We start from the raw sequence: 10,246 nt of genomic DNA, 5'->3' as shown, positions 1-10,246 counted from the left end.
CCGGTCATCAGCAGGGCGTCCGCGATCAGCGTCGCGATGTTCGTGCCGCCGAGGAACGGATCGACGACCGCGTAGATGCTATCTACGTTCAGCGTCATCGCGATGGCAATGGTGAGGGCGGCGTGGCTGACGCTGCGGTCGGTGCGTTTGCGGCGGAAGATGAGCAGGCTCGCCACGAGCGCCCACATGAGCGTCGCGACGAGCGTCTGGATCATCCGAAGACCTCCGAGTAGGCCGATTCGGCGAACACCGCCCCTCGGATGCCGGCGGCGAGCCGGTCCGCGAGGGACTCTGCGGCGATCTCGGTTTCGCTGTCGAGGTCTTGCCGACTGAGCAGGCGCGCGCGGGTGTACGGCGGGATGTTGGGCAGCAAGACCTCCTCGACGGCGCAGTCGTCGCCGTCGCAGTGCCCGAGGATCATGTGGGCAAGCTCGTGGAGCACGAACTGCTGACGGTGCAGCGCGGAGTCGCTGCGGGCATGGAGCACGAAGTCTTCGGCGTCGGTGGAGATCAAGGCCGCGCAGAGGCCGTCGTGGGCGTCGAGGTCTGCGAGCTCGACGACGCGGAGCCGGCGGCGCCGCCGGTCTTGGACGGTGTCGCGGAGGTCGTCGAAGGTGAAGGTGCTGCCGAGCTGAAGACCCGCGACGGCCGCCGATACGGTCTGTTCGATATTCACGGTTCGCCCCTTGTCTGTGGGGAGCAGGACCGGTGGCGGCTCCGTGTCGCGCGGTACCGGTCAGTGCTCGGGCATGTGTGTCATTTCCCCGTCCAGGAACTTGGTGATGGCGTGGAGTGCTTTCGGCGAGATGTCGCCGAGGGTGCGCGCTGCGTAGGACTTCACCTTCGCGGCCCGCATGGACCGAACCAGATCGAGCTGAGCGGAGACCTTCTCGGGAGTGGCCGCACCGTCCTCGCCGAGCAGGAACGCGGCGTCCACGTCGAAGAACGCAGCGAGCCCCTCGAACACGGCGGGGTCTTGGACGTAGCGGTGGCCGTTGACCATGTACGTCCAGCGCGACCGCGACAGGTTGGTGCCTCGTTCGTGGAGGAAGTCGGCGATCTGCGAGTACGTCGGCTCGGTGCCGGACTCGGCGACGGCGACGTCCATCAGGAGCCGCAGACGCTTGGCGAGGTCTTCGGCCGCAGCCTGACTCTCGTCTTCGGTCATGACGGTGACCCCCTTCCCTTCGCGACGGGCAAGGCATCCATGTGATCCACCCGGAGGGTGGTTGTGCATGCTCAACCGTACTCGTTGAGCATGCACAAATCAAGGCTTGCGCATGCTCAACGGTCGGTGTTAGAACAGGACTCCGGGACATTTTGAGCATGCTCAATGCCGCGTGTCGGTCTCGGCTCGGGCTGCCTCAAGGAGGTGACGATGTCCAGCTCACGGTCCGGGCGCGGGTGTTCGCGCCTACCTGCCAGGTGTACCGCCGCGCGCAACCTTGGCGCGGCCCGCCGAAGAGGAGGCCGGAGCATGGCATCGAACGAGGACGCCCGCGCGGCGCGAGAGGCGAAGCTCGATGAACTGCACGAGAAGCTGACGGGAGCGGTCGAGTCGCTGGTCTCGGGTGATGACTGGCGGCAGGCGCTGGCCTTCGCGGCACGGTTCCGGTCGCGGTCGTTCAACAACACGATGCTGATCTGGGTGCAGCACGAAGCCGCGTTCGAGGCAGGCCGGGTGCCCGAGCGCTTCCCGACTCTGGTTGCCGGGTACCGGCAGTGGCAAGGGCTCGGACGCCAAGTGATGAAGGGCCAACCGGGCTACATGATCTTCGCGCCCGTGACGGGCCGGTTCGCGTCGTCCAATCCTGCCGATCCGAACTCCTGGCGTCGCTTGGGGCCGCGAGAGAAGCACAAGGTCAACGAGGTCGTGCGCTCGCGGATGGTCGGAGCGCGCCCAGCCTACGTGTGGGACGCCTCCCAGACCGACGGTAAGGCGCTGCCGATGCCGCCCGCTCCGACGCTGCTGGAAGGCGAAGCACCTTCGGGGCTGTGGGACGGGCTGGCCGGGCAGATTTACGGCGCGGGGTTCGAGGTGCTGCGGGTGCCGCACGAGGGGATGATCTCCGGCGCGAACGGCATGACCGACTACGAGGCGCGCACGGTCGCGGTGCGGGAGAACATGGACCCTGCCGCGCAGGTCAAGACCCTCGCGCACGAGCTGGCGCACGTGGTGATGCACGATCCTGACGACGAGGAAGCCCGGCAGCATCGCAGCATCCGCGAGGTCGAAGCCGAGTCCGTCGCGCTGATGATCGGTGCCGCGCACGGCATGGACACCGCCGGGTACACGATCCCTTACGTCTCGACCTGGGCCGCCCGCGTGGACGGACAAGAGCCCGTCCAGGTGGTGCAGGCCACCGGCGAACGGGTGCGGAAGACCGCGCTGGCGATCCTCGATCAGCTCGACACGCTCCTGGTCGGCGACGGCACCCCGCCCGGCCTCGAACGCGACACCCCCAGTCCGCGCACCTCCCGCACGCCTGAGGCGGAGGCTGATCGTCCACGTAGTGCGCCGGTGCCGACGCTGGCAGGGCGGGGGCTGTGATGCCAGAGCCATTCGACGTCCTTGCGGCGCTCATCCGCGTGGATCGCTCGCCAAACCTGGCGTTCGCTGCGCGGAGGCTCGCGGCAGATGGCGTGCCCGTGTTCCCGTGCCTCGTCGAGGGGAAGCGTCCGCTGACCCGGCGCGGGTTCCTCGACGCGAGCAGCGACCCGGAACAGGTTGCGGCGTTGTGGTCGCGCACACCGGACGCGAACATCGGCATCCCGACCGGCGCAGCATCGGGCGTTGTCGTCGTCGATGTCGATGTCCACGGCCCCCACGATGGCCGCGCGGCGTTCCAGCGCGCCACCGATGCGGGGCTCGTTGATGGAGCGGGTCTGCTGGTGCGCACACCGGCCGGTGGCGCGCACGTGTACTTCCCGGCGACGCCGGGCAGCGAGCAGCGGTCGTGGCAGGCAGCCACCGCGGGTGTCGATTTCCGGGGCGACGGTGGGTACATCATCGCTCCGCCTTCCCGGCGAATCGTCGACGGGAACATGCGGCGCTACGAAGTCGCCGACATCGCCGCACACTCGGTCGGTCATGTGGACGCGGCCTGTCTGCGGGATTTCCTCGACCCGCGTCCCGTCGCCCCACCACGCACCGAGAGCACCTCGATGGTCGTGGATGGGAAGCGGCTGGCGGCGTGGGTCGCCGGGCGGGGTGAGGGCGAGCGGAACCGGGGCCTGTTCTGGGCCGCCTGCCGCCTCGCCGAGAACGGCGTCTCGGCCGCCGATGCGCTCGATGCGCTGGGTGCTGCGGCACAGTCGGCGGGTCTGGGCGATCGCGAGATCGCCACGACCGTGCGCTCCGCCTACCGAGCCACCCAGCCCGCACCCGAGCCAGCCGGCCAGGCCCGAAGCGCGGGTCGCTGGTTCGGACGCTCGGCGAGCCCACCGTCCGCAGCCTTGGGGAGGGCAGGGCTGTGATGCGCGAGTCGGACGGGCGGCGGTGGGCCGCGATGACGGCGGTCGCGGGGACGGTGTTCATCGCCGCCGGGGCGTTCTGGCTGTCGTTCACGTCGTTGGCTGATCTGGCCGCTCGCTCCGGGATCGGGGCGGGGCAGGCGTGGGCGTGGCCGCTGATCGTGGACGGCATCATCGTCGTCGCCACTGTCGCCGTCGTCGCGCTCGCCGGGCGACGCTCGGCCTGGTACCCGTGGGCGCTGCTGGTCGGCGGCGCGCTCGTGTCGGTGACGGCGAACGCCATTCACGCCGTCGTCGCCGCAGACGCCGACGTGCCACGGATGCTCGCGGCCTCGGTCGCCGCGGTGCCGCCCGTCGTGCTGCTGGCCATCACGCACTTGACCGTGATCCTCACCCGCACCACCGACCCCCATGCGGAACCTACCGCCGCCGACTCGTTCTCGACTGCGGAGACGATGCCAGCCCTGCCATCTGGCGAGGCAGAGTCGACCCGTCGCGACGATGGTGTGGCGGATCGGCGTGCCCTTGGGTGGGAGCTGCGAGAGGCGGGCTGGTCGAACAAGCGGATCGCCCGCGAACTCGGGGTGCATCCCTCGACCGTGGGCCGCTGGTTCGCCGTCGCGCACCTCACTGACACCACCGACACCGCCGACGAGCGGGAGGAGACGACCCCATGAACACCACCGACAACCCGCAGCACCCCGACCCGTCCAGGCCCGATCCGGCACGGCTGGTGCCCGAGGAGACGCGGGAGCTCCCCGAGCCTGTCGAGGTGACGAGCACGCCGGAGGCGGTGCGGGCCGCGCAGGTCGCCCGCGACGACAAGCAGCACGCGCTCGTTAGCGGACGGGGCGTGGAGTGGGTGCGGCCCACCGACCTGATCGCCCGCCACTCGGCGCACGCGGCCGGTCTTGGCCTCGACTTCCAGGCCGAGCTCGCACGCCGCACCCGCACCCCGCTCGGTGCCGGTGTTCGTCGTCTCGGGGACCGTGCCCGGCGGTTGCCTCCGATCTCGGCGTTCGGGCGCAGCAGCGCGCCTGCCTCGCAGGTGTCCCGCTCTGGGGTCTCGATGAGTTGACGGTGGTGAGAGGTCATGGTGGCGACGGCATCGGTATGCAGGACGCGCTCGTGGGAGCGAGTGCGCACCTGCCTGCCAGGAGGTGCCGACACCATGACCACACCAACCAGCACCAGCAGGAACACCAGGACCGAGCCGACGGCCTTCGGGGCTGAGGACTTCACCACCGCCGAGGGCCTGCGCGCCCTGCTCAATCGCCTCGCCGAGGGTGGCGAGGATGCCTGGGTTCACGACCCGGTGGCCCGCGACCTGATGGAGTTCGCCGCCGACAAGTACCGCGCTCTCGCGAGGAAGCACAAGCTCGACACCTGGGAAGCGGTCACGGCGGCGTTCGACGCGATGCAGTACCGCTCGACCCGCGAGGCCAACGATCCGTGGGCGATCATCACCCACGCCGTGCGGATCACCTGCGTCTACGAGGAACGCGCCCAGGGGCTGCTCTGCTCGGTGCACCAGGCCCGCCGCGCGCACGTCTCGGCGTTCCACGACCCGGAACGGTTCTCCGAACGCGACACCGCGCTGGCCGACTACCATCCCGCGTTCCACACCACCGACCTGCGCCCCAGCGACCTCGAACCGGAGCCGCGCGACAGTCTCGGGTCGGCGCAGGCGTGCATGTCCGCTGGATCGGCGGCCGAGGACGCCATCGCGATGCTGTGCCTGCTCGACTGGCCAACCGACACCGCTCGGGCCGCGGTCGAGCACGTCTGTGGGGCGTTGATGAAGGCCGGCACCCGCCAGTCCGCCTACGAGGCGCTGCGCCGCGATCGGCACGCGCGGGCACTGCTCGATCTGCCGCGCCGCTCCTGGGCCGCACTGCTGAAAGCTCTGCTCGGGAACCCGCACCCGGCCTACGTCGCCACCAGCAGTGGTCGCGGCGTCCTGCTCCGGCTACTGCTCGGCGAGACCCTCGACCTGCTGCTCCGCGACGACGATCTGATCCTCGCGCTCGCACTGGCCGCGCCGAGTGGTGGAGGCGGTGAGCCGTCGTGACCGAGCCACAGATCGGCAGCATCCATCTCGACCGCACCGTCGATTCGATCCTCGTCGGCGCCCGGCACCGCGCCGACCTCGGCGACATCGACGCCCTCGCGGCATCCATCGGGCGCGACGGCCTGCTGCAACCGCTCACGATCACCATCGACGGCGTACTCGTGTGCGGGGCGCGACGCCTGGCCGCGATCAAGAAGCTCGGCTGGCGCACCGTCAACGTGTGGGTTCGCAGTGGCCTGTCCGACCGGCTCGGGCAGCTCCTTGCCGAGCAGGACGACAACATGCTGCACAAGCCCTACACCCAGCTCGAAGCCGCTGGCCTCTACCGCGAGATCAAGCAGGTGATGGCCGAGGACGCTGCCCGCCGGAAGTCCGCTACCCAGTTCAGCAGCGAGAACCAGCCGGGAAACGACGGTCCCGCAAAATTTGCGGGACCGTCGAGCGCGCTCGGGGATGCGCGGGAGCAAGCGGCGGCGATGATTCCCGGCGGTGCGTCGCACACGACACTGGAGAAGATCGGCCACCTCGAAGACATCGCCAACAACCCCGCCCAGCCCGAGATGTTGCGCGCCGAGGCCGCCGCCGGGCTGGAGCGGATCGAGGCCGGTGACCCGGTGCATCCGATCTACCAGGCGATCCGCGATGCCGACACCACCGCGCGGGAGCGGCGCGAGGCCGAGCTGCATGCCCGTGCCGAGGCAGCCGTGGCCCAGGCGAAGTCGATCAAGAAGGGCAAGCGCACCCCACCGCGACCACTGCCGCTCGTCACCGGTGACGGGCAACCCGTCCGCTACCCGCTGCGCGCGTTCGTGCAGACCTGGGGCGAGCTGACGAACTGGTGGACCCACTACGACGCCGACACCCTCGCAGCCGAACTGACCGACGAGCAGTTCGAGAACTTCCTCACCACCGCCGACGGCACCGTCCGGTTCGCCGACGCCCTCCGAGCCGCCCGCGACGGCGCCGCCGAGCGCCCACGACTCCGCGCGCTCTGACCACGGGCACAGGTGCCGGGTGCGCACCTGCTCGGCATGAGCCCTGCACCCACCGACGCCCGGAACCGTCGCCGACTCGTCGCCCTCATCGCCGCCGGCATCGTCCTGCTGCTGCTGGCAGGGGTCGGTGTCTACGGACTCCTCACCGGCCCCAGCCGCAGCACCAGCCCCGACCCTGCCTCGGAGCCCGGCCCGACCACGACCGCTCCGCCGACCGTGGCACCGAGCACACCGCGACCGCCGCGGGTTCCAGCGGTTCCGCGTTCGGCCGATCCCGAGACGTTCGCGCAGGGCGTCGCGTCCACGCTGTTCGCGTGGGACACGGCTTCGGGCCTGTGGCCGCTGGACTACACCTCGGCGATCCTCGCGGTCGGTGACCCCAGCGGAGACGAGCAAGCCGGGCTCGCCTCCGATGTGGCCGCGTACCTGCCGACCCGTGACGCCTGGATCGAGCTGCGGCAATACGCCACCCGGCAGCACCTCACCATCGACACCGCGTACGTCCCCGACGCCTGGGCCGAGGCGGTGGCGCAGGCCCAGCCAGGGCAGCTCGCGGCAGGAACTACGGCCGTCACGATCGAGGGCACCCGCCATCGTGCCGGGGTCTGGAACGGGCAACCGGTCACTAGCGAGCATCCGGTCGCGTTCACCGTGTTCGTCGTCTGCGCCCCGACCTATCCGACCTGCCATCTGCTGCGGCTGTCGCAGCTCGACAACCCGCTGCGCTGAAGGGGTTGGCATCCGTGTTCCGCAAAGCCGCCATCGCAGCCCTGGCGCTGCTGTTCTTCGCCCCCGCCGCCGCGCTCCTCGGCGTCGGGGTGCTGATGAACCCCGCTGCCGCCTACTGCGCCACCCCCGCCGGGACCGTGAACCTTGGCCCGATCCCGGACTCGCTCACCGTGACCACCGCGAACGGCGAGACCTTCACCCTGAACCGTCACCAGCTCACGCACGCGGCAACGATCATCGCCGTCGGCAACGGCATCACCGACGTGGGCAGGCCGGGAATCAAGATCGCGCTGATGGCCGCGCTCACCGAGTCCACGCTGCGGATGCTCACCAACACCAGCGCCTACCCCGAGTCGGCGAACTATCCGAACGACGGCAACGGCGGCGACCACGACTCCCTCGGCCTGTTCCAGATGCGCCCCCAATCCGGGTGGGGCACTGCCGCAGAGTTGATGGACTCGAACTATCAGGCGCGGGCGTTCTTCGGCGGGCCGACCGGGCCGAACTACCCCTCGCCGCGTGGCCTGCTCGACATCCCCGGCTGGCAGCAGATGGACCCCGGCGAAGCCGCCCAAGCCGTCGAGGTCTCCGCCTACCCCGACCGCTACCGCAACTACGCGCCCGTCGCCGACAGCATCCTCGCCGCCCTCACCAGAGGAGGCAGCCATGCTGCTGGCGGCGTGGGTGGCCCGGCCGTGTCGTCGTCGCGGGTGGTGTTCCCGCTGCCCGAGGGCACCTGGGTGCTGACCTCGCCGTTCGGGATGCGGGTGCACCCGATCACGGGCGAACGGAAGCTGCACACCGGCACCGACTTCGCTGCCCCCGATGGCACGCCGATCCTCGCCGCCGCGTACGGCACTGTCACCGTCGCGGAGTTCTCAGGCGGGTACGGCGGTCTCATCGTCATCGAGCACACTATCGACGGCAATACTGCCGCGACCGCCTACGCGCACATGTGGCAGGGCGGCATCCACGTCCGCCGCGGAGACCGTGTGAGCGCCGGGCAGTACATCGGTGATGTCGGCTCCTCGGGCATGAGCACCGGCGCACATCTGCACTTCGAGGTCCGGCCCGGCGGCACGACTGGTGAGGCCATCGACGCCGCCGCCTGGCTCAACGATCACGGGGCCGCGAACCTGCCGACGGCAACCAGCGGATCACCCGCCTCCTGCAACACCACCGCTGTGGGCACGCCGACCGGCGTCGATGGAGACCCCGACCGGCTCGTCGACGATCCCACCAGCTCGGGCAAGATCACCGCCCGAATGCTCCACCTCTACCAGCAGACCCTTGCGGCGTTCCCCGACACTGGCTGGGGCTGCTACTCACCCCGCCCCGGCACCAAGTCCGAGCACCCGCTCGGGCGGGCGTGCGACATCACCTTCGGCAACCGGATCGGCCAGCGACCCACCCCGGCGCAGCTCGACGCCGGCTGGAAGGTCACCAACTGGATGAAGGACAACGCCGACGTGCTCGGCGTCGAGTACCTGATCTGGCAAGGCCAAATCTGGTCCCTCGCCCGCGACGCCGAGGGCTGGCGACCCTACAACGGCGGCGGGATGCACGACCCCGCCTCCATCACCGGAGGCCACTACGACCACCTCCACGTCACCGTGAAAGCAGGGTGATCGGCGATGGGTGTGTTCCCCGACTTCGACGGGCTCGGCGGCATCGGCGACCTCCGCGCCGTGGTCGGCGCGCTCCTGACGTTCGTCCTCATCGTCGCCGTCCTCATGCTGATCGTCTCCGCAATCGTCTGGGCCATCGCGACCGCCCACGGTAACTACGCCACTGCCAGCAAGGGCCGAATCGGTGTGCTCGTCGCCGTCGGTGCCGCCGTCCTCGCCGGAGGCGGCGTGGCCTGGATGAACTGGCTACTCAACCTCGGCCAACAACTCTGAGCCCCGTTCATCGTGACCCCGGTACTCCTGGAGATGGATGCGATGTTCCGTCGCCCGCGTGGTCATGCCCGGTGCTCCGAGCGCTCGGATGGGCCGCGCCAGACCGAAGGTCAGCGCTTCTTGCTCATGTAGAAGGCACGGAGCCGTCTGTTGAACTCTTCAGGCTGGTGCAGATTCCACTCGTGGCCGGCACCCGGCACGAGTTGCAGTTCGGATGCGGCAATGCCGCCCGCGAGCTCTCTCGCGGCAGGGAGGTTCGGGCGATCTCTCAGCCCGCACAGCACTAGGGTTGGCGCGGCGATCCGTGATAGCTCTGCGCGGAAATCCGTTTCGCCGACAACACGAAGCACAGCGAGCATCTGCTGCTTACTCAGTCCGGGTTGGGCGACGAGGCTGGCGGGAAGGACCCGCATGACCGCATTCTGCACCTTCATTAGTGTCGGGTTCGGGTGGACCTGACTGCCAGAAAGCACCAGCGACGCGATCCGTTCTGGATAGTCGATAGCGAACCGAGTGGCGACCATCCCGCCCAGCGACAGCCCGCAGAGGTGCGCCCGCCCGACACTTCGCCGATCAAGCTCATTGCGAACAGCGGCAGCCGCAGCGGTGAGCGAGAATCCCTCGCCATCGGCGTCGGCGAGCCCGGCGATTCGCGGGGCGAACCCGGTGAATCCGTCCGGGAGTGCGGCGATCTGGGTGTTCCAGGAGCTGGGGCCAGCACCAATGCCGTGGAGGAACACGACGGTCTGCGCTTCGGATGCCATCACCCAAGTTTATCGGCGGGGTCACGGGTGCACCTGTCGCGTGTACCCCGTCTGCGAGTCGGCGGGCGGGTCGCCCGTCGCCAAGGAGACCTACCGTGTTCGATCTGCTCGCCAACGTCATGTCCGCGCCGCTGCTGGTGCCGATGGACATCAACATCGACCCCAACACCAACGGCCTGCCGGGGATCAACCAGCTGCGCACCATCGTCGGCGCGGTGATGACAATCGGCCTCATCCTGTCTGTGCTGGCGTTGATCGTGTCCGCGATCGTGTGGGGCTTCGGCGCGAACTCGTCGAACCCGCACCTCGCCT

14 protein-coding genes are annotated in these 10,246 nt (G+C 69.5%); 10 read left to right on the top strand and 4 right to left on the bottom strand.

Features of this window, described 5'->3' with window-relative positions; all coding sequences use genetic code 11:
* The 3 genes from Q0444_RS14785 to Q0444_RS14775 form a co-directional block, all read right to left on the bottom strand.
* The coding region (locus Q0444_RS14785) for a hypothetical protein (protein ID WP_299023735.1) at positions 1-215 on the bottom strand (215 nt) is incomplete at its 3' end.
* Positions 212-676: a hypothetical protein gene (locus Q0444_RS14780; RefSeq protein WP_299023734.1), complete on the bottom strand. Its 465-nt coding sequence runs from the start codon at positions 674-676 to the stop codon at positions 212-214. The genes Q0444_RS14780 and Q0444_RS14785, both read right to left, overlap by 4 nt.
* Before the next feature lie 60 nt (positions 677-736).
* Complete coding sequence (locus Q0444_RS14775) at positions 737-1,168, bottom strand: hypothetical protein (RefSeq protein WP_299023733.1); 432 nt, start codon at positions 1,166-1,168, stop codon at positions 737-739.
* Between the two features lie 309 nt (positions 1,169-1,477).
* Between Q0444_RS14775 and Q0444_RS14770 the strand changes: the two genes are divergently transcribed.
* From Q0444_RS14770 to Q0444_RS14730, 9 genes are all read left to right on the top strand, one after another.
* On the top strand, positions 1,478-2,551 hold the full coding sequence (locus Q0444_RS14770; protein ID WP_299023731.1) for an ImmA/IrrE family metallo-endopeptidase: 1,074 nt from the start codon (positions 1,478-1,480) through the stop codon (positions 2,549-2,551).
* Positions 2,551-3,477, top strand: coding sequence for a bifunctional DNA primase/polymerase (locus tag Q0444_RS14765; protein ID WP_299023729.1), 927 nt, complete (start codon positions 2,551-2,553; stop codon positions 3,475-3,477). The genes Q0444_RS14770 and Q0444_RS14765 overlap by 1 nt, the downstream gene beginning before the upstream one ends.
* Before the next feature lie 32 nt (positions 3,478-3,509).
* Positions 3,510-4,151, top strand: a complete 642-nt coding sequence (locus Q0444_RS14760; RefSeq protein WP_299023727.1) for a DUF2637 domain-containing protein — start codon at positions 3,510-3,512, stop codon at positions 4,149-4,151.
* Positions 4,148-4,552, top strand: a complete 405-nt coding sequence (locus Q0444_RS14755) for a hypothetical protein (RefSeq protein WP_299023725.1) — start codon at positions 4,148-4,150, stop codon at positions 4,550-4,552. Before Q0444_RS14760 ends, Q0444_RS14755 begins: the two co-directional genes overlap by 4 nt.
* A 93-nt stretch (positions 4,553-4,645) precedes the next feature.
* Entirely contained in the window at positions 4,646-5,545 is a 900-nt protein-coding gene (locus Q0444_RS14750; protein WP_299023723.1) for a hypothetical protein, read from the top strand.
* Positions 5,542-6,540 carry a ParB N-terminal domain-containing protein gene (locus Q0444_RS14745; protein WP_299023721.1) on the top strand — a complete coding sequence of 333 codons (999 nt, stop codon included), beginning with the start codon at positions 5,542-5,544 and terminating at the stop codon, positions 6,538-6,540. The genes Q0444_RS14750 and Q0444_RS14745 overlap by 4 nt, the downstream gene beginning before the upstream one ends.
* Before the next feature lie 36 nt (positions 6,541-6,576).
* Positions 6,577-7,269 carry a hypothetical protein gene (locus tag Q0444_RS14740; RefSeq protein ID WP_299023719.1) on the top strand — a complete coding sequence of 231 codons (693 nt, stop codon included), beginning with the start codon at positions 6,577-6,579 and terminating at the stop codon, positions 7,267-7,269.
* Positions 7,270-7,283: 14 nt separating this feature from the next.
* A complete protein-coding gene (locus Q0444_RS14735) occupies positions 7,284-8,897 on the top strand; it encodes a M23 family metallopeptidase (RefSeq protein ID WP_299023717.1) in 1,614 nt (537 codons plus the stop codon).
* A 6-nt stretch (positions 8,898-8,903) separates the two neighbouring features.
* A complete protein-coding gene (locus Q0444_RS14730; protein WP_013601305.1) occupies positions 8,904-9,170 on the top strand; it encodes a DUF6112 family protein in 267 nt (88 codons plus the stop codon).
* Positions 9,171-9,280: 110 nt separating this feature from the next.
* On the opposite strand, the gene Q0444_RS14725 is transcribed toward Q0444_RS14730, so the two are convergent.
* Complete coding sequence (locus tag Q0444_RS14725) at positions 9,281-9,934, bottom strand: alpha/beta fold hydrolase (protein WP_299023713.1); 654 nt, start codon at positions 9,932-9,934, stop codon at positions 9,281-9,283.
* Positions 9,935-10,029: 95 nt separating this feature from the next.
* Between Q0444_RS14725 and Q0444_RS14720 the strand changes: the two genes are divergently transcribed.
* Positions 10,030-10,246: DUF6112 family protein (locus Q0444_RS14720; RefSeq protein WP_299023711.1), on the top strand; the 217-nt coding region annotated here is incomplete at its 3' end.

The organism is uncultured Dietzia sp. (assembly GCF_937873725.1).
Taxonomy (GTDB): Bacteria; Actinomycetota; Actinomycetes; order Mycobacteriales; family Mycobacteriaceae; genus Dietzia.
This window is presented reverse-complemented; position numbering and strand designations above follow the sequence as displayed.

Excerpts from the sequence above, each read along its gene's own strand:
- Q0444_RS14755 (WP_299023725.1), top strand. The coding sequence starts at position 4,148 with ATGAACACCACCGACAACCCGCAGCACCCCGACCCGTCCAGGCCCGAT.
- Q0444_RS14740 (WP_299023719.1), top strand. The coding sequence starts at position 6,577 with ATGAGCCCTGCACCCACCGACGCCCGGAACCGTCGCCGACTCGTCGCC.
- Q0444_RS14750 (WP_299023723.1), top strand. The coding sequence starts at position 4,646 with ATGACCACACCAACCAGCACCAGCAGGAACACCAGGACCGAGCCGACG.
- Q0444_RS14775 (WP_299023733.1), bottom strand. The coding sequence starts at position 1,168 with ATGACCGAAGACGAGAGTCAGGCTGCGGCCGAAGACCTCGCCAAGCGT.
- Q0444_RS14765 (WP_299023729.1), top strand. The coding sequence starts at position 2,551 with ATGCCAGAGCCATTCGACGTCCTTGCGGCGCTCATCCGCGTGGATCGC.
- Q0444_RS14770 (WP_299023731.1), top strand. The coding sequence starts at position 1,478 with ATGGCATCGAACGAGGACGCCCGCGCGGCGCGAGAGGCGAAGCTCGAT.
- Q0444_RS14760 (WP_299023727.1), top strand. The coding sequence starts at position 3,510 with ATGACGGCGGTCGCGGGGACGGTGTTCATCGCCGCCGGGGCGTTCTGG.
- Q0444_RS14725 (WP_299023713.1), bottom strand. The coding sequence starts at position 9,934 with ATGGCATCCGAAGCGCAGACCGTCGTGTTCCTCCACGGCATTGGTGCT.
- Q0444_RS14730 (WP_013601305.1), top strand. The coding sequence starts at position 8,904 with ATGGGTGTGTTCCCCGACTTCGACGGGCTCGGCGGCATCGGCGACCTC.